The organism is Martinezella rhizogenes, from assembly GCF_027460065.1.
GTDB classification, from domain to species: Bacteria; Pseudomonadota; Alphaproteobacteria; order Rhizobiales; family Rhizobiaceae; genus Agrobacterium; species Agrobacterium rhizogenes_C.
In genome coordinates, this window is the sequence record NZ_JAPYZZ010000001.1 from 729,644 (window position 1) to 749,189 (window position 19,546).

Genomic DNA, 19,546 nt, shown 5'->3' on the forward strand with positions numbered 1-19,546 from the left:
CATAATGACGATCAAAAACGCGATGGTGCTGGCCGCCGGGCTTGGCACGCGGATGCGCCCGATCACCGACACGATCCCGAAGCCGCTCGTCAAGATCGCCGGCAAGCCGATGATCGATTACGCACTCGACGCCCTTGTCGAAGCCGGGGCTGAGACCATCGTCGTCAATGTGCATCACCATGCCGAACAGATGATCGCGCACCTTGGACATCGCACCGATGCGGAAATTCTGATCTCCGATGAACGTACGCAACTGATGAATTCCGGTGGCGGGCTCGCCAAAGGCCTGAAGCTTCTGGAGCCCGGCCCGGTCTTCGTCATGAATGCCGATCTTTTCTGGATCGGTGAACAATCGAACGCCGTCAGCAATCTGCGCAAGCTTGCGCATTTTTTCGATCCGGCCCGCATGGACATGGCGCTGCTCTGCGTCGACATGGATCGCACCACCGGCCACAATGGCAAGAGGGATTTCAACCTCGGGGGTGACGGAAAGTTGGCGCGGTATCGCGACGGTGACGCAAACCCCGTGGTTTATGCCGGCGCCATCGCCATGGATTCGCGGCTGCTTCGTGATGCGCCGGCAGACGCTTTCAACCTCAATATCTATTTCGACCGCGCCATTGAAAAAGAACGGCTTTTCGGGCTGTCGCTGGATGGCCACTGGATCACCGTGGGGACACCTGACGCGATTGACGATGCGGAAAGCATCATCCGGCAATTCAGGGAAAAACATTTCGCATGACGCTCACCCACCACGCAAAGCGCGTCCTGACGATCGCTGCGGGAACACCGTTCCTCAAAACGCTCGCGGAAACGTTGTGTGACGGGCGGCTGACAGCCGGCTATAGATATGATCCGACCGATCCTCTTTCGCTTGCGAGCGTGACGATCTATGTTCCGACGCGGCGCTCCGCCCGTGTGCTGCGCTCCGAATTCGTCGATCTTCTGGGCGGCCGATCCGCCATTCTGCCGCTGATCCGGCCTCTCGGTGAAACGGATGGCGATAGCGGTTTCTTCGATATCGAAAATCCTGAGATCATGGATCTGGCGCCGCCGATTTCCGGCACCGGCCGGCAGATCGAACTGGCGCGCCTCATCCTCGCCTGGCGCAACAGCCTGCCCGACGCCATCCGGGCGATCCATTCGGATTCGCCGCTTGTCGCCCCTGCCAGCCCCGCGGATGCCATCTGGCTCGCGCGTGCGCTCGGCGAGGTGATCGACGCGATGGATACGGAAGAAAAGGACTGGGAAGCGCTTCAGCATCTCGATACCGGCGAACATGCGCAATGGTGGCAGCTGACGGCGGATTTCCTGAAAATCGCCAGTGTCTTCTGGCCGGCGCGACTTGTCGAACTCAACCGTTCCTCCGCGGGCCGGCATCGCAACGCCATCCTGCGGGCGGAGGCGGACCGGCTTGCCAACCTGCCGGATACGGGGCCGATCATCGTGGCAGGTTCGACCGGCTCCATTCCGGCCGCCGCCGATCTCATCGCCGCCGTTGCCGCCCTGCCGCAGGGTACTGTGGTGCTTCCTGGGCTCGATCTTGCCATGCCGGAAGAACAATGGCAGGCGATTGCCGAGGACCCCACCGATCCTTCGAGCCGCACCCATTCGCAATATGGGCTTTATATGCTGCTGCAGAAGCTCGGCATGTTCCGGGACGAGGTGGTTCAGATCGGTGCTCTCGATACTGATCTGGAAAAACGGGCGGCCGTATTTTCGGCCGCACTCGCACCTGCCAAGTCCACAAGCGACTGGAACCGTTGGCGCGAAGACAGGGATCCCGGCTTTTTCGAAGAGGCTTTCGCGGCGGCTACGTTGATCGAGTCCGCGAACGAGCGTGAAGAGGCGACCGCCATCGCGGTAGCGCTCCGGCTGGCACTGGAGGCTCCTGGTCCTGGTCGGCCGTCTCAGGCGGCGCTGATAACACCCGACCGCGGATTGGCGCGGCGGGTGGCGACAGAGTTGCAACGTTTTGGCATCGAAGCAGACGACTCGGCCGGTACGCCGCTTTCCGCCACGCCGCAGGCAGGGCTGACGCAACTGGCGCTGGAAGCCATTCTCAGGCCCGGAGACCCGGTGCCAATCATTTCGCTTCTGAAGCATCCCCTCGCCCGCTTCGGGCTTTCCGACGATGCTTTTACCAAGGCCTCGAAAGCACTGGAGCTGATTGCCCTGCGCGGCGGCCGCGTCGAAACCGAAATAAGCAATCTCGAAGCGGTTCTCGATACGCAGCTTCTGGCCCAGCGCAATGACAGGCACCCGCCCGCCTGGCGGGTGGCGCTGCCGGAGGGAAGCGTTGATGCGGCCCGCGATCTCGCGCGGCGGATCGCCATTGCCACGGAGCCGCTCGGTTCCGCCTTCATCCGTCGTGACCGTTCAGGCCGCGCCTTCACCGATAAATTGCCGCTTTCCGATTGGGCGGGGCGGACAGGCCGAGTGATCGAGGCCATCTGCGCCGACGACAGCAATGATCTGGCGGCATTATGGTCCGGCGAGGCGGGAGACAAACTCTCAAGCCTCTTTGCCGAACTGATGGAGAGCGGCGAGATCCTCGACGCGGACGGGCCGCAATGGATCGATATTTTTGCAGCGCTGGTGGCAGGCGAATCGATCAAGCCGCGCTCCATGCGTCATCCGCGCATTTTCATCTTCGGCGCGCTCGAGGCGCGACTGCAAAGCGTCGACACCGTCGTCATCGGCGGTCTCAATGAAGGGCTCTGGCCGGGCCAGACGGCGAATAATCCGTTTCTGTCCCGCAGCATGAAGACTGCCATCGGGCTGGAGCCGCCGGAACGGCGCATAGGCCAGCTGGCGCATGATTTCGAGATGGCGAACGGCACCCGGCAGATCTTTTACACCCGGGCGCTGAGGCAGGGCTCTACCCCCGCCGTCGCCTCCCGGTGGCTGCAAAGGCTCCTGGCTCTGGGTGGCGAGAATTTCGCCGAACAACTGAGGAGACGCGGCGAGACCTATCGCCATTGGGCAGGTCTTATGGATGAAAGCATCGATCAGGAGACGGCAAAGCGCCCTGCCCCCAAACCGCCCGCTGATCTGCAGCCGAAGAGCTACTCCTTCAGTGAAGTGGGGCGGCTGCGGCGGGATCCCTATGCGATCTATGCCCGGCGCATCCTCAAGCTCGACCCGCTCGACCCGTTCAACCGCGACCCGAACGCTGCCGATCGCGGTACGCTCTATCACAGGATTATCGAGCGCTATTCCCGTGAGGGGCATATTCCCGGCACACCGGCCTCGCTTGAGGCGATGCAACGCATTCTCGACGACTGTTTCGACGCGGAAAACCTGCCTGTGCATGTGGATGTCATCTGGCGTCCGCGTTTTGCGGCGGTGGCCCGCGCCTTCATCGATTGGGAGAAGGAACGGCAACCCTCCATCCGCCGCAGCTTTTTCGAAGCACGGGCCGGGCAGGAGATCGCCGAGGCGGGCATACGGCTGACCGGCGTCGCCGACCGTATCGACATCAAGACAGGCGGCCAGGCGGATATTATCGACTACAAGACCGGTCTTGCACCATCAGTCAATCAGGCGCGGGCGTTGCTCGACCCGCAGCTGGCGCTGGAAGCAGCGGCACTGATGCGCGGCGCCTTCCGCGAAACGGGTTCACCCACGCCTGACAATCTCATCTATGTGCGCCTGCGGCCCGGCGAGCGTTTTTTTGCCGATCAGGTGAATAACGAACATTCCAGTCGAAGCGGCAAAAGATCGCCGAAATCCGCCATTGAACTGGCGACGGAATCGATCGACCAGCTTGCCAAATTCGTGCGCTCGCTGCGCGAAGGTGAAAACGGTTTCGCCTCACGGCTGGTGCCTGAAGAACAGCAGTCCTATGGGGGCGAATATGACCACCTCGCCCGAGTTTCGGAATGGTCGACAGCGGAACCGGGAGACGGCGATGACGATTGATGCCTTCGACGCCGGACCTGTCGCCGATACGCCTGAAAGCTGGATCGACTGGACCAGCGCCCGGCAGCGGCTTGCCTCCGATCCCGCAAGTTCCGCCTGGGTGTCGGCCAATGCCGGCTCCGGCAAGACCCATGTGCTGACCCAGCGCGTCATTCGCCTGCTTCTGGCCGGGTGCCGCCCCTCGGCGATCCTCTGCCTCACCTATACCAAGGCCGCAGCATCGGAAATGTCGAGCCGCGTGTTCGACCGGCTGGCGGAATGGGCAACTTTGCCGGATTCCGATCTCAAGGATCGCATCACCGCCATCGAAGGCAAGGTGCCGGATCGCATCAAGCTCGCCGAAGCACGGCGGCTATTCGCCAAGGCGCTGGAAACCCCGGGCGGGCTGAAAATCCAGACCATTCACGCTTTCTGCGAAGCCCTGCTGCACCAATTTCCGTTAGAGGCCAATGTCGCCGGCCATTTCTCGGTTCTCGACGATCGCGCCGCCACTACTCTTCTGGCCGAGGCGCGCCGTTCGCTTCTGACGGCGGTTTCCACCGAGGGCGACACGGAATTGGCGCAGGCGCTTGCCTATGTGCTCGATCTTGCCGACGAAAGCGGGCTGGAAGCGCTGCTTTCCGCCATCATCGCCAATCGCAGCGCGCTTCGCACCTTCCTGCACGAGGCAAAACAGTCGGGCGGCCTCGATGTTCGTTTGCGGCAGGAGATGCAGATTGCCGCCGGGGAGACCGAGGAAACAGCGGCTGAGACCTTCTGGCCCCTGCCCGGTCTTTCCGGGCTTGCGCTAGACACCTACCTCACGCTTGCCGATGAGGTGGGTGGATCACGTGTCATCGAGGTCGCTTATGCGCTCCGGGAAGCAAAGCGGCAGGTGGACCCGGTGCGGCGGATGGAATTCATCGAGGCCGCGTTGCTGACGGCCAAGGGTGAGAAAAAATCGGACGCCTATGTCATCAACAAGGGCATGCAGAAATCCGCACCTGATCTCGTTGATGCGCTGACGCTGGCGCGGGACCATGTCGTGGCCTGCCGCAATCGCTATCGTCTGGTGCGCATGCTGGCGGCAACAAAAAGTGCCCTTGTGCTGGCCGAGCGGTTAATCGGCGATTTCGAAGACCTGAAAAAGCAACGTAGCCAGCTTGATTTCGAAGACCTGATCGAACGCGCCGCCAATCTGCTCAATCGCGATACGGCAGGCGCTTGGGTGCACTACAAGCTGGATCAGGGCATCGACCATATTCTGGTCGACGAGGCGCAGGATACCAGCCCGGTGCAATGGTCGATCATCCAGTCGCTGGCGGCGGATTTCTTCAACGGTGAAAGCGCCCGCATGGGGCGACGCACCCTGTTTGCCGTGGGTGACGAAAAACAGTCGATCTATTCCTTTCAGGGTGCGCGGCCGGAACGGTTCTCGCAGGAGCGCGATGAGACAAAAAGGCGTGTCGATCAGGTGGAGCAAGCCTTCCACCGCATCCGCCTGCCACTCTCCTTCCGTTCTACCGAAGATGTGCTGGCTGCCGTCGACCAGGTCTTTTCGGACCCGAAAAATGCGAGCGGCCTCAGCGCCGACAATGAGCCCGTAGAACACCGCTCCAACCGCGCCGGCCATCCCGGCACCGTGGAAGTGTGGGATATGGTGGCACCGGAAACAACCGAAGATGAAGAGGACTGGACGGCCCCCTTCGATGCGCTGCGGGAAAGCGCGCCGGCCACCATCGTCGCCCGGCGTATCGCCGCACGCATTGCCGATATGATCGGCAATGAAACCATCATTGAAAAGGGCGTGGAGCGCGCCGTCGAGCCCGGCGATATTCTCGTGCTTGTCAGAAAACGCGCTGCCTTCGTCAACGCGCTGACCCGGGAGTTGAAGCGGCGCAAGAACATTCCCGTCGCCGGTGCCGACCGCCTCCGCCTGACCGATCACATTGCCGTACAGGACCTTCTGGCGCTCGGTCGGTTCGTGGTGCTGCCGGAGGATGATCTTTCGCTGGCGGCCCTGCTGAAGAGCCCGCTCTTCAACCTGACGGAAGACGATGTCTTCGAGATTGCAGCGACGCGATCCGAGACGGAGAGTGTATGGCAGAGGCTGCAAGTCCTTTCGGGCGAAGAAACCAGCCGTCTATCCATCGTTACCGACAAACTTCGGCATTTCATTTCACTGTCGAAAACCGCCACGGTGCATGATTTTTTCGCGGCGGTTCTAACCCTGCACGACGGTCGCAAAAAATTCCTTGGCCGGCTTGGCAACGAGGCGAGCGACGTTCTCGACGAGTTCCTGTCCTTTGCGCTGGATCACGAAAGAACCGGCCTGCCGGGTCTTCAGGCTTTTCTCTCGGTTCTGGAGACCGATTCACCGGAAGTGAAGCGCGAGCAGGACAAGGATCGCGGCGAAGTGCGCATCATGACCGTGCATGCCTCCAAGGGGCTGGAAGCACCGGTGGTATTTGTCGTCGATGGCGGCTCGAAAGCCTTCAACCACAGCCATGTGCCGAAACTGCGCTTCATCGAAGCGGACGGCGATGCCTTTCCGGTCTGGTTGCCCGGCAGTGGTTTTTCCAATCATCTTATCCGCACCGATGAGGAACGTCTGAAGACGGCGGCGGAAGATGAATATCGCCGGCTGCTTTATGTGGCGATGACGCGTGCCGCCGATCATCTGGTCGTTTGCGGTTATCGTGGCCAGAAAGAAAACCCCGAATGCTGGCATGCTATCGTAAAGGCCGCGCTTACGGATAATCAGGATCATTGCCAGCCGCAGCTGTTCAGCGCTGATGGCGAGGAATGGCAGGGGCTTGTCTGGCGTAAGTCCGAAGCACGCTCAGCACCTGCACCGCACAAGCCCGCAGAACCCCAGCAGGAAGAAGACCACACGCTTCCGCCCGGCCTCCTCACGCCGCTGCCTGCCCTGCCCTCCCTGCCGAGGCCACTCAGCCCTTCGGGCGCCGGCACCATCATTGATGACGGCGCGGATGATTTGGCCGTGCGCTCACCGCTGTTCGGGGAAAAGGCCGAGGTTTCCAGCCTTGCCCTGCAACGGGGCCGGCTGGTGCATCGCATGCTGCAAGCCCTGCCAGATTTTGCGGAAAGCGAGCGGGAAGAGGCGGCCCGGCGTTATGCCGAGCGCGCAGCGCGTTTCTGGCCCACAACTGAGCGGGAACATTTGATCCACGCGGTTTTGCGGGTCCTCTCCGAACCGGCGGTACAGCCAGCCTTTTCCGCCAATAGCCGTGCAGAAGTGTCGATCATGGGCACGATGACCCTCGGCCGGCAGCACTATGCTGTCTCCGGGCGCATCGACCGGCTGGCGGTGGAGGGTGATCGGGTCATCCTGATCGACTACAAAACGAACCGCGTGCCGCCGCGCGAGGCACGCGAGATTCCCTTCTCGCACGTCGCGCAGCTTGCGATCTATCGCGAAATTCTGGCACCACTTTATCCAGGCAAGGAATTTGTCTGCGCGCTGATCTATACGGAAAATGCCGCTTTTGTGCGGGTTGGCGACGATGCCATGGCAGAGGCCCTTGCCGCAATAAAGACAAAGTGAGATACCGGGGCATTGAAATTTCGACGCGCCCGCATCACATCGATAGCGGAAAAGATTTACTGAAAGGAGAGCCAGATATGGCTACCGTAAAAGTCGATGCCGCCAACTTCCAGTCTGAAGTCCTCGAATCTGCCGAACCCGTCGTGGTGGATTTTTGGGCCGAATGGTGCGGTCCGTGCAAGATGATCGCGCCGAGCCTTGAGGAAATTTCCTCCGAGCTCGCCGGCAAGGTCAAGGTTGCGAAGCTCAACATCGACGAAAACCCGGAGCTGGCCGCCCAGTTTGGCGTTCGCTCGATCCCGACGCTCGCCATTTTCAAGGGCGGCGAAGTGGCTGATATCAAGGTTGGCGCTGCTCCCAAGACAGCGCTTTCCGCCTGGATTTCCAGCGCCGCCTAAAGATCATATGATGGAATGAAAAACCCGGCATCATCGCCGGGTTTTTTTATTGGGGAACCGTGCCGTTGAAGGCAAGGGCGTTTCCGGCAAGATAAAGCGATCCGCCGATCAGGATGCGCGGCGGTGGTCCTTCGGGATCCACACGGCGCGACAGCTCCTCCAGCGCATGGGTCAGCGACGATGTGGGCGCTGCCACCAGACCGGCGTCAAAGGCGGCATGGGCAAGCACGACAGGGTCGATCGCCGCATCTGTGCCGCCGATCGGCACTGTGAAGACATATTCGCCGATATCGGCGAATGCCTTGAAATAACCCACCGGATCCTTGGTATTGATCATGCCCGCGATGATGAAGAGCGGGCGCGGCGTCTTTTCCTCAAAACCTGCCATGGCCTCGGCAATCACTTCGCCCGCGCCGGGGTTGTGACCACCATCGATCCATATCTCCGCACCCTTCGGGGCGATCTCAGCGATTTTGCCGGTCAGGATGCGCTGAAGACGGCCGGGCCACTCCACTGAGGTCATGGCCTTTTCGATCATCCGTTCCGTCACCTCAAAACCGGCTGCTTTCACGGCACGGATCGCTGCGGCAGCATTAGCGAGCTGATGGCGGCCGGGAAGACGCGGCAAAGGCGCATCTGCCAGGCCGAACTCATCCTGATAGACCATGCGGCCGAATTCTTCATGGGCGGAAAAATCCTGCCCGTAGACGGAGACCGGGCAACCAAGCCGCTCGGCCGTGGCGACGAGCGTTTCGCGCGCCGCATCATATTCCTGATGGCCGATGACGACGGGCGAACCCTTTTTCATGATGCCAGCCTTTTCGGCGGCGATCAGCTCCACGCGGTCGCCGAGATAGGCTTCATGGTCGAGCGAAATCGGCATGATAATGGAAACGGCAGGGTTATTGATCACATTGGTCGCATCGAAGCGGCCGCCCAATCCAACCTCAACGATCGCGGCATCAGCGGGATGCTCCGAAAAAAGCAGGAACATGACAGCCGTCAAAATTTCAAAAACGGTGATCTTCTGCCCATCGTTCGCAACTTCGATGCGACGCAGAGCGTCCGCGAAGACAGCGTCTTCAACAAAGCGGCCCCTCTCGCCGGCAACGCCGAGACGATAGCGCTCATGCCAGTTGACGAGATGCGGCTTGGTATGGACATGAACAGGAAGTCCGGCCGCTTCCAGCAAAGCCCGGCAAAAGGCACTGACCGAACCCTTGCCATTGGTGCCTGCCACATGGATCACCGGCGGCATTCTGTTTTGCGGATTGCCGAGTTTTTCGAGAAGACGGGAAATTCTGTCGAGTGAAAGATCAAACCCCTTGGGGTGAAGCTGCATCAGCTCTTCAATGATCTTTTCGGCCTCACCGATCGCGGGCTTCGTCATGTCTTCCGTTCGCCTTTCAGGCGTTTTGCTTGCCATCTGTCCGCCACCCCCACAATTGGATCAGGCAACGTATAGCATCATCCCGAAGGCAGTTTATGCCTCCGGGCGACATATTTTTTTCCTCAGGCCGAAGCGGCGAGCGGAATGACGGCGTTTGCATTGTCAGCAGGCGCTTTGGTCATGATCTTGAGCATATTGGCCAGCGTGTCTGGGATTTCGCGGCGATCGATGACCATATCCACCATGCCGTGTTCCAGCAGGTATTCCGAGGTCTGGAAGCCTTCTGGCAGCTTTTCGCGAATGGTCTGCTCGATGACGCGCTTGCCGGCAAAGCAGATTTCCGCGCCCGGTTCGGCAATATGCACGTCGCCCAGCATGGCGTAGGAAGCCGTGACACCGCCCGTGGTCGGGTTGGTCAGAACCACGATATAGGGCATGCCTGCCTCTTTCAGCATATTCACCGCAACCGTGGTGCGCGGCAGCTGCATCAGCGACAGAATACCTTCCTGCATACGGGCGCCGCCCGATGCAGGGAACATGACGAGCGGGCAACGCTCGGAAATGGCGCGCTCGAAAGCCTTGACGATGGCTTCGCCGGCGGCAATGCCGAGCGAGCCGCCCATGAACTGGAATTCATGCACGACGGCGACGATCTTCAGGCCTTTCAGAAGACCAACGCCGGCAAGGATCGTATCTTCCTGCTCGGTCTTTGCGCGGCTGTCGCGCAGGCGATCGGTGTATTTCTTGGAATCGCGGAATTTCAGCGGGTCCTGCGCCACTTTCGGCTGCGGCAGTGCCTCATAGACGCCGCCATCAAAAAGATCGGCAAGGCGTGCCTTGGCCGGCATCTTCATGTGGTAACCGGAAGCCGGGATGACCCACTTGTTGTCTTCCAGATCCTTGTGGAAGACCATCTCGCCCGTTTCCGGGCACTTGATCCACAGGTTCTCCGGAACCTCCGGGCGGCGGCCAAGCATGGAATTGATCCGCGGCCGAACGTAATTGGTGATCCAGTTCAACTGTCTACTCCTGACTGGGCCGCGCGCTTATTCCGCAGCGGCGAGGCGCGATGCACGCACGCCCGTTGAAAGTCCTTTTACCAGCGTCGTAACGGCCGGCACAGTGTCGGCGGTCGCCTGCCCGTCTTTGGTCAGGCTGCCCGCAATCTGGTTGACGATGGCGGAACCCACCACCACGCCATCCGCCACGGCGCCGATCGCCTTCGCATGATCGGCCGTCTTGACGCCAAAACCGACACAGACCGGCAGTTCCGTATGCGCCTTGATACGACCGACAGCGCCGGAGATCAACGAGGGATCGGGAAGCGCTGAACCGGTGATACCGTTCATCGAGACGTAATACACGAAACCTGAGGTATTTTTAAGGACGGCAGGCAGGCGCTTGCCATCCGTGGTCGGTGTGGCGAGACGGATGAAATTGACGCCGCGCGCAAGCGCCGGAATGCAGAGTTCATCGTCCATTTCCGGCGGCAGGTCGACCACGATCAAGCCATCGATGCCACAGGCAAGCGCGTCGTCCAGGAACTTTTCGACGCCATATATATAGATCGGATTATAATAGCCCATCAGCACGATCGGCGTTGCATTATCTTGCCTGCGGAACTCGCGTGCGAGATCGAGTGTTGTCTTCAGCGTCTGTCCGCCCTTCAGCGCGCGCTGGCCGGCCAGCTGAATGGCCGGGCCATCCGCCATGGGGTCGGAAAACGGCATGCCCAGTTCGATAACGTCGGCGCCTGCTTCCGGCAATGCCTTCATGATGCCAAGCGAGGTTTCGAAATCCGGGTCGCCGCCCATGAAATAGGTGATCAGGGCCGGGCGATTTTCAGCGCGCAGATCGGCAAAGCGCTTGTCCATACGTGCAGTCATGATCTTATACATCCATTCCTAGGAACTTGCTGACGGTGTGGACATCCTTGTCGCCGCGACCGGAGAGGTTCATAAGGATAATTTCATCCTTGCCCATCTTCGGCGCGCGCTTGATGACTTCGGCCAGAGCATGGCTTGGCTCCAGCGCCGGAATGATACCTTCGAGGCGGGTCAACATCTGGAAGGCATCCAGCGCCTCATGGTCCATGATCGGCACATATTCCACGCGGCCGATATCGTTCAGCCAGGAATGCTCAGGCCCGATGCCGGGATAGTCGAGGCCTGCGGAGATCGAATGGCCTTCCTTGATCTGGCCATCCTCATCCTGCAGCAGATAGGTGCGGTTGCCATGCAGCACGCCCGGCGAACCGGCGGTGATCGAGGCGCAATGCTCGTCTCCCGAAAGACCCTTGCCGCCGGCTTCGACGCCAACGATGCGGACATTCTTGTCGTCGAGGAAAGGATGGAAGATGCCGATGGCGTTGGAGCCACCGCCAACAGCGGCAACGACCAGATCCGGCAGGCGACCTTCCGCCTCCAGCATCTGCGCCTTGGCTTCCTCGCCGATGACCGCCTGGAAATCGCGGACCATTTCCGGATAGGGATGCGGGCCGGCTGCGGTACCGATCAGGTAATAGGTATCCTCGACATTGGTGACCCAGTCGCGCAGCGCCTCGTTCATCGCGTCCTTGAGCGTGCCATGACCAGCCGTGACCGGCTTTACCTCGGCGCCCAGAAGCTTCATGCGGAATACGTTCGGTGCCTGACGCGCAACGTCTGTCGCGCCCATATAAACGACGCAAGGCAGGCCGAAGCGCGCAGCAACGGTTGCCGAGGCAACCCCGTGCTGGCCGGCACCGGTCTCGGCGATGATGCGGGTCTTGCCCATGCGCTTGGCAAGCAGGATCTGGCCGAGGCAATTGTTGATTTTGTGCGAGCCGGTATGGTTCAGCTCTTCGCGCTTGAAATAAATCTTCGCGCCGCCGAGTTCCGCGGTGAGACGCTCCGCGAAATAAAGCGGGCTCGGGCGGCCGGTGTAGTGCGCGCCGAGATATTTCAGTTCGGCCTGAAACTCGGGATCGCTCTTGGCCTTGTCCCATTCCGCCTGCAAATCCAGAATAAGCGGCATTAGCGTTTCGGCAACGAAGCGTCCTCCGTAAATGCCGAAGCGGCCGTCCTCATCGGGACCAGCACGAAAAGAATTGGGTGTTGGCGCGTCGTTCACTTCAAGCTCCCTTTGGGCCTTTCGACCAATCATTCACCACATCGAAAAAAGCATCGATCTTGGACAAATCCTTGACGCCCGGCGCGCTTTCCACACCGGACGACAAATCCAGCCCGCTTGCTCTAGTTTCCGCCAAGGCCTCGGTGACATTATCCTTGTTCAATCCCCCGGAAAGCATGTAATCCACGCTGCCGTCAAGTGAGCGCAGGATGGTCCAGTCGAACGAGACGCCGTTGCCACCCGGCAGGTCGGAACCGGCTGGCGCCTTGGCATCCAGCAGGAAACGGTCGGCTATGCCAATGTAGGGATCGATTTTGGCAAGATCAGCGGCATCGCGAATAGAAATCGCCTTCATCACAGGTAGGCCGTAAAGCGCCTTGATGTTCAGCAGCCGCTCCGGGCTTTCGCTGCCATGCAGTTGCAGAATATTCGGCCTTAGGAGATCGACGATTTCATCAAGATAATCATTGTCGGCATCGACGGTGACGGCGACCACCTTGGCAGCACCGCGGGCGGCTTCCGCCAGCCTGCCGGCGATATCGGGCTCGATGTTGCGCGGGCTTTTCTCAAAGAAAATAAAACCGACATGGGACGCGCCACGCCGGACGGCGCGCTCCAGCGCTTCCGGTGTCTTCAATCCGCAAATCTTGATATCCGGTTTCATACCCGCGACCTGACATGAAATGCGACAAGAGTCGAGCCAAATCGCATCCCTTTTTGATGGAATGTTTCACGTGAATCCAGATGGCGATGCACGCCGCCGGTTTCAATCGAAATCGATAGCGTGAAGTTTGGAGCCATGGCGTTTCAGCCATTCCTTGACTTCATTGGTGTGCGGGCAGAGCTTTTCACACAGTGCCCAGAATTTCGGGCCGTGGTTCATTTCGCTGAGATGCGCGACCTCATGAGCGGCGAGATAATCAATGACCCTTTCCGGGGCCATGACGATACGCCAGCAGAAACTCAGGTTTCCATCATGGGAACAGGAGCCCCAGCGGCTGCGCGTATCCTTCATGCTGATGGACCGCACGGGCCGTCCGGCAGCGTGGGCATGAATGGCAACCAGCCGTTCCAGATCGGCCTTCGCTTCCTTTTTCAGGAAGGTCGCAATCCGCCGCCTCAGATGCTCCGGCGCACCGCTGACTTTCAGAACAGCCACGCCATCAGCGTCTTTCGCGATGTGGGTCAGGCCCCTCAGGCTGCCGGTGTGTTCGATGCGGTGGGCGATGCCTCTGATATCGATGGTCGCACCGGGACGCAAACCGTCATCAGGGCTGAACTTCAAAAGTTTGCCTTCCAGCCAGCCCTGGTGCCTTTCGAGAAAATCATCCACCTGACGGTGATGCAAGCCCGTCGGGATCGTCAGCTTCAGCGCCCGGCCGCCCGGCTCGATGCGCAAGGTGATGCGCGTGGCCCGCGGGTTTTCCCTGACCGTGATCGGCACCTGTCGGCCCGCAACGGCGACGGTGCGCTGGCTCGGCGCGACCTTTTTGGGCGCCGGCGACTTCAGGGATTTTCTGAGGAGCGAAAACATGAAGCCTTCATAACCGATTCGTCCATCCCTTGGCCACGCAAATGCGCGGCCTCACCTGCCGTTTCACCCTTAGGCCATCCGGTGTTTACCGATGAAATCCAGCATGCGCGGCACGATTTCCTTGCGGAAGCGCGAACCGTTGAAAACGCCATAGTGCCCCACATCCGGCTGCATGTAATGAGCGCGTTTGTCTTCGGGGATATTCCGGCAGAGATCATGGGCCGCCTTTGTCTGGCCGACGCCAGAAATATCGTCATTCTCGCCTTCGACCGTGAACAATGCGACACTGCGGATCGCTGCGGGATCAACCGCCCTGCCCCGGTGCAGCATGTTTCCCTTCGGAAGCGCATGGTCGATGAAGACGGTTTCCACTGTCTGGAGATAGAATTCCGCTGTCAGATCCATCACAGCCAGATATTCATCGTAAAACTCACGATGTTTTTCAGCGGAATCGCCGTCATTCTTGACGAGGTTTAGGTAAAAATCCTTGTGCGCCGTCATGTGCTTGTCGAGGTTCATGGACATGAAACCCGACAGCTGCAGGAAACCCGGATAGACATTACGGCCGAAAGCCGGCTGCGGCCACGGCACCTGCATGACGACATTGTCGCGAAACCATTCGATCGGCTTGGCCTTGGCAAGTCCGTTGACGGCAGTGGGATTGATACGCGTATCGATCGGCCCACCCATCAGCGTCATGGAGGCCGGCGCAAACTCATCGCGATCTGCCTCCATCAGGGAAACGGCAGCCAGAACCGGCACGGATGGTTGACAGACGGCAACCACATGGGCGCCGGGGCCGATATGCCGCAACATCTCGATGACATAGTCGATATAATCATCGAGATCGAAGGTTCCTTCCGTTGCCGGCACCATACGGGCATCGGCCCAATCGGTGATGTAAATATCGGCCGAGGGCAACAATGCTTCCACGGTGCCGCGCAGCAGGGTTGCATAGTGGCCGGACATCGGCGCTACCAGCAGCACTTTCGGGTCGGACTGGCGGGCCGGATCGAGTTCCTTTTTGAAATGAACGAGGTTGCAGAACGGGCGCGACCAGACGGTCTCCTCCGTGACAGCAACAGCCTGGCCATCAACGACCGTGGAGCCGAGGCCAAATTCCGGCTTGATGTAACGGCGCGTCAGGCGTTCGAAAACCTCGAAGCCTGCGTCGAGACTTCTGCCGAAAGCCGTGCTGGACAACGGATTGAGAGGATTGTTGCAGGCCTGGCGCATCATATCGGCGCCGGCACGCAGCGGCGCCATGGCCGCATGGTTCATTTCATAGAGGTGGTAGAACACTGATGACGCCTCCCTCGCGATCACGCTCTTTTTTTGACCATAGCAGCTTTTCGCAGGTGCACAAAATTTAAGGCGCCAGCGGTCTCCCGCCAGCGCCTCACTTTTCGTTGAATGCCTGCTGGCGATCAGATGTCGGCGACGAAAGTCTGTTTCTGGGAACCGAGGCCCTCGATGCCGAGTTCCACGACGTCACCAGCCTTCAGGTAACGCGGCGGCTTCTGACCCATGCCGACGCCGGGAGGGGTGCCGGTGGAGATGACATCGCCGGGGTGCAGCGACATGAACTGGCTGAGGTAGGAGACAACGTGGGCGACGCCGTAAACCATGGTTTTGCTGGAACCGTCCTGCATGGTCTGGCCATTGACCTTCAGCCACATGCCGAGGTTCTGCGGATCGGCGATTTCTTCCTTCGTCACCAGCCAGGGGCCGATGGGGCCGAAAGTGTCGCAGGACTTGCCCTTTGTCCACTGACCGGCACGTTCCGTCTGGAAGGCGCGTTCGGAAACGTCGTGCGAAACGCAATAACCGGCGACATAATCGAGCGCGTCCGCTTCGGAGACATATTTCGCGGTCTTGCCAATAACGACGCCAAGCTCGACTTCCCAGTCGGTCTTTTCCGAGCTGCGCGGAATGGTGACGTTATCGTTCGGACCGACGATGGCCGAGGTCGCCTTCATGAAAATGACCGGTTCCGGCGGTACGGTGGCACCCGTTTCGGCGGCATGGTCGGAGAAGTTGAGGCCGATGCAGATGAATTTTCCGGTACCGGCAACGCAGGCACCGATGCGCTCTTCGCTCAACACCGGCAGGGTGGCGGGGTCGATCGCGGCGACCTTCTTGAGACCCTCGGGAGAAATCGCGTCACCGCCGATATCTTTCACATGGGCGGACAGATCGCGGATTTTTCCTTCCGCGTCGAGGATTGCTGGTTTTTCCTGGCCGGGTTGGCCAACACGCATCAACTTCATGGAACTCTCTCCCGGTTGTCAGACAAGGTGATGCATATATGAACGATGCATTCATACTTGTCACCCCTTGACTGCGCCAAGTTTCGAAAAATACCTTTTCCTTCCCGGCAATCAAAAGGACATGGCCCGTGACGAACAGCAATTCCCGGCAATCAGAATATCCCGTCGATCCCCTCTTTCTGGATCGCTGGTCTCCGCGTGCCTTTGATGGCAGTGCCATATCGCAGGAACATCTGCTGACCATTCTGGATGCGGCCCACTGGGCGCCTTCGGCATCCAACCTGCAGCCATGGCGATTTGTCTATGCCCATAAGGACAGCGAAGACTGGCCACTCTTCGTGGAGCTGCTGATGGAGGGAAACCAGCGTTGGGCAAAAAATGCCTCGGTGCTGCTGTTCGTCGTTTCCCGGGGCTACAATATCTCCCGCGAAGGCGAGAAAAAACCTTCCGCGACCCATTCATTCGACGCCGGAGCCGCCTGGTTTTCACTCGCGATGCAGGCGCATCTGCTCGGGTATCACGCCCACGGCATGGGCGGCATCCTGAAGGACAGGATCGTTGAAGCGCTGGATATTCCTGAAGGCTACAAGGTAGAAGCCGGCATCGCTATCGGCACGCTGACCGACAAGTCGGTTCTTCCCGACGATCTGGCGGAACGGGAAGTGCCAAGCAAGCGCCTGCCGCTTGCGGAAGTGGTTTTCGAAGGTCGCTTTACCGGCAAGGTCGATTGATCTCAGGCAATCAAGATACACAAAAGGCCCGGCGATCAATAATCGCCGGGCCTTTTGTTAAAGTTTCGTTTCACGTGAATCGTTACGTGTGGCACCCCACAGATTAAATATCGAGGTTGGCGACGCTCAGCGCGTTTTCCTGAATGAAATCGCGGCGCGGTTCCACCTCGTCACCCATCAGGCGTGCGAACAGGCCATCGGCATCGGTCGCGTCGTTCACCCTCACCTGCAGCAGGGAGCGGACATTGGCGTCGAGCGTGGTTTCCCACAGCTGCTCTGCATTCATCTCGCCGAGGCCCTTATAACGCTGCATGGAAAGGCCCTTGCGGCCGGCGGCGAAAATTGCATCCAGAAGCGCGCGTGGTCCGGCCAGCTCCATGCTGCCATCCTTGCGCTGAAGAACCGGCGGCGTCGCATAGATGTCCCGGGTGCGGGCCACGAGCTGATCGATATGGCGGGCATCGGCTGAACCGAGCAGGCCCATATCCAGCGTCGAGACTTCCTTGACGCCGCGCACCATGCGCTCGAAGCGCAGGCCGCCATCCTCGAGAACGGTGCCCGACCAGCCGCGTTCGGTTTCTTCCGCGATCATATCCAGACGCCGGGCCACTTCGGCCACGGTTTCCGCAGCACGGGCGGCATCGGCCGAAAGCTCCGGGTTCAGCGCGCCGGCAATGGCCGCCTGTTCAACGATCGAGCGGCTGTAGCGCGAATGCAGGCCATCTATCAGCGAGCGCATGCGCACCGCATCGAGAATGACTTCGCGCAGATCGGCGCCGACGCGGACTTCACCGGTGCCGAGCGTCAGTGACGCTTCCTCTATACCCATGGAGATCAGGTAATCTTCCAGCGCCTTTTCGTCCTTCAGGTACTGCACGGATTTACCGCGTGTCACCTTATAAAGCGGCGGCTGGGCGATATAAAGGTGGCCGCGCTCGATCAGTTCCGGCATCTGGCGGAAGAAGAAAGTCAGCAGCAGCGTACGAATGTGAGCGCCGTCGACGTCAGCATCCGTCATGATGATGATCTTGTGGTAACGCAGCTTGTCCGCGTTAAATTCGTCCTTGCCGATGGAGGTGCCGAGCGCGGTAATCAGGGTACCGATTTCCTGGCTGGACAGCATCTTGTCGAAACGGGCGCGTTCCACATTCAGGATTTTGCCGCGCAATGGCAGGATCGCCTGAGTTTCGCGCGAACGGCCCTGCTTGGCAGAACCGCCAGCGGAATCGCCCTCGACGAGGAAGAGTTCGGATTTCGCCGGATCGCGCTCTGAGCAGTCGGCGAGCTTGCCGGGCAGAGAAGCGATATCCAGAGCACCCTTACGGCGCGTCAATTCGCGCGCCTTGCGGGCGGCTTCACGGGCGACGGCGGCTTCCACCACCTTGCCGACAAGGATCTTCGCATCAGAAGGATGTTCTTCGAGCCAGGTGGACAGAGCCTCGTTGACGAGGCTTTCTACGACCGGTCGCACTTCCGACGAAACGAGCTTGTCCTTTGTCTGCGAGGAAAACTTGGGATCGGGAACCTTGACGGAAAGAATTGCCGTCAGACCTTCGCGGCAATCCTCGCCCTGCAGGCTTATCTTTTCCCTTTTCATAATGCCTGATGTCTCGGCATATGAGGTCACCTGGCGGGTGAGCGCCGCGCGGAACCCGGCCATATGTGTGCCGCCGTCGCGCTGGGGAATGTTGTTGGTGAAGCAGAGCACGTTTTCATGGTAGCTGTCGTTCCACCACAGCGCGACCTCGACGGTGATACCGTCCTTCTCGCCGTGAATGGCGACGGGCTTGTCTACCAGCGGTTTCTTGGCGCGGTCCAGATAACGGACGAAGGCTTCAAGGCCGCCGTCATACAGCAATTCCTGCTGCTTGACGTCCGAGTGGCGCTTGTCGGTGAGCAGGATACGGACGCCGGAATTCAGGAACGCGAGCTCGCGCAGGCGATGCTCCAGCGTGCCGTAATCATATTCCGTCATGGTGAAGGTTTGCGGACTGGCCAGGAAGGTGACTTCCGTACCGGACCGGCCCTCATATTCGCCAATCACCGACAGCGGCGCATCGGCGACGCCATGGGTAAAGCCGATTTCGTGCAGCTTGCCATTGCGGCGGATTCTGAGCTTCAGCCAGACGGAGAGCGCGTTCACCACCGAGACGCCGACACCGTGCAGACCACCGGAAACCTTATAGGAGTTCTGGTCGAATTTGCCGCCCGCGTGAAGCTGGGTCATGATGACCTCGGCAGCGGAAACGCCTTCGGAAGAATGGATGTCGGTCGGAATGCCGCGTCCGTTATCGGTCACCGTCACGGAGCCGTCGGCATTCAGTGTCACCGTCACCAGATCGGCATGGCCGGCGAGCGCCTCATCGATGGCGTTATCGACGACTTCGTAGACCATGTGATGCAGGCCGGAACCGTCGTCGGTATCGCCGATATACATGCCGGGCCGTTTGCGCACGGCATCAAGGCCCTTGAGGACCTTGATCGAATCGGCTCCATATTCCGCGTTCGCGCCGACTTCGCTTGACGATGTTTCGGTCATAAGTACTCTTTCCAAAGTTTTCTCGGGCCAGGCGTTTCAGTGAGAAGGCCTGAAGCCAGCGAATCACTCAAATCCGACATGCGACTATAGAAATTCTACACC

14 protein-coding genes are annotated in these 19,546 nt (G+C 59.9%); 5 read left to right on the forward strand and 9 right to left on the reverse strand.

What is annotated here, in order from left to right:
• Positions 1–4 precede the first annotated feature (4 nt).
• From O8B93_RS03550 to trxA, 4 genes are all read left to right on the forward strand, one after another.
• Positions 5–742 (forward strand): nucleotidyltransferase family protein, encoded by a 738-nt coding sequence (locus tag O8B93_RS03550; RefSeq protein ID WP_269708411.1) that lies wholly within the window; start codon positions 5–7, stop codon positions 740–742.
• Positions 739–3,924, forward strand: coding sequence for a double-strand break repair protein AddB (addB, locus tag O8B93_RS03555; RefSeq protein WP_269708412.1), 3,186 nt, complete (start codon positions 739–741; stop codon positions 3,922–3,924). The genes O8B93_RS03550 and addB overlap by 4 nt, the downstream gene beginning before the upstream one ends.
• Positions 3,914–7,471, forward strand: coding sequence for a double-strand break repair helicase AddA (gene addA, locus O8B93_RS03560; RefSeq protein WP_269708413.1), 3,558 nt, complete (start codon positions 3,914–3,916; stop codon positions 7,469–7,471). Before addB ends, addA begins: the two co-directional genes overlap by 11 nt.
• 77 nt (positions 7,472–7,548) lie before the next feature.
• Complete coding sequence (trxA, locus tag O8B93_RS03565; RefSeq protein ID WP_006311093.1) at positions 7,549–7,869, forward strand: thioredoxin; 321 nt, start codon at positions 7,549–7,551, stop codon at positions 7,867–7,869.
• A gap of 46 nt (positions 7,870–7,915) precedes the next feature.
• Here the strand turns inward: trxA and O8B93_RS03570 are convergent, their stop codons facing one another.
• The 8 genes from O8B93_RS03570 to O8B93_RS03605 form a co-directional block, all read right to left on the reverse strand.
• Positions 7,916–9,295 carry a bifunctional folylpolyglutamate synthase/dihydrofolate synthase gene (locus tag O8B93_RS03570; protein WP_269708415.1) on the reverse strand — a complete coding sequence of 460 codons (1,380 nt, stop codon included), beginning with the start codon at positions 9,293–9,295 and terminating at the stop codon, positions 7,916–7,918.
• An 86-nt stretch (positions 9,296–9,381) separates the two neighbouring features.
• Positions 9,382–10,278 (reverse strand): acetyl-CoA carboxylase, carboxyltransferase subunit beta, encoded by an 897-nt coding sequence (gene accD, locus O8B93_RS03575; RefSeq protein ID WP_269708417.1) that lies wholly within the window; start codon positions 10,276–10,278, stop codon positions 9,382–9,384.
• Positions 10,279–10,305: 27 nt separating this feature from the next.
• The gene (trpA, locus tag O8B93_RS03580; RefSeq protein ID WP_080827538.1) at positions 10,306–11,145 is read right to left on the reverse strand and encodes a tryptophan synthase subunit alpha; all 840 of its coding nucleotides are present in this window, start codon (positions 11,143–11,145) and stop codon (positions 10,306–10,308) included.
• Between the two features lie 4 nt (positions 11,146–11,149).
• Positions 11,150–12,370: a tryptophan synthase subunit beta gene (gene trpB, locus O8B93_RS03585; RefSeq protein WP_269708418.1), complete on the reverse strand. Its 1,221-nt coding sequence runs from the start codon at positions 12,368–12,370 to the stop codon at positions 11,150–11,152.
• Position 12,371: 1 nt separating this feature from the next.
• Positions 12,372–13,034, reverse strand: coding sequence for a phosphoribosylanthranilate isomerase (locus O8B93_RS03590; protein WP_269708419.1), 663 nt, complete (start codon positions 13,032–13,034; stop codon positions 12,372–12,374).
• Positions 13,035–13,136: 102 nt separating this feature from the next.
• On the reverse strand, positions 13,137–13,904 hold the full coding sequence (locus O8B93_RS03595) for a M48 family metallopeptidase (RefSeq protein ID WP_269708420.1): 768 nt from the start codon (positions 13,902–13,904) through the stop codon (positions 13,137–13,139).
• A gap of 69 nt (positions 13,905–13,973) precedes the next feature.
• The gene (locus tag O8B93_RS03600; RefSeq protein ID WP_269708421.1) at positions 13,974–15,206 is read right to left on the reverse strand and encodes a polyhydroxyalkanoate depolymerase; all 1,233 of its coding nucleotides are present in this window, start codon (positions 15,204–15,206) and stop codon (positions 13,974–13,976) included.
• Between the two features lie 125 nt (positions 15,207–15,331).
• Positions 15,332–16,174 (reverse strand): fumarylacetoacetate hydrolase family protein, encoded by an 843-nt coding sequence (locus tag O8B93_RS03605; RefSeq protein ID WP_269708422.1) that lies wholly within the window; start codon positions 16,172–16,174, stop codon positions 15,332–15,334.
• A gap of 128 nt (positions 16,175–16,302) precedes the next feature.
• Between O8B93_RS03605 and O8B93_RS03610 the strand changes: the two genes are divergently transcribed.
• Positions 16,303–16,905 carry a nitroreductase family protein gene (locus O8B93_RS03610; protein ID WP_269708423.1) on the forward strand — a complete coding sequence of 201 codons (603 nt, stop codon included), beginning with the start codon at positions 16,303–16,305 and terminating at the stop codon, positions 16,903–16,905.
• A gap of 103 nt (positions 16,906–17,008) precedes the next feature.
• On the opposite strand, the gene gyrB is transcribed toward O8B93_RS03610, so the two are convergent.
• Positions 17,009–19,444, reverse strand: coding sequence for a DNA topoisomerase (ATP-hydrolyzing) subunit B (gene gyrB, locus O8B93_RS03615; protein WP_269708424.1), 2,436 nt, complete (start codon positions 19,442–19,444; stop codon positions 17,009–17,011).
• Positions 19,445–19,546 lie beyond the last annotated feature (102 nt).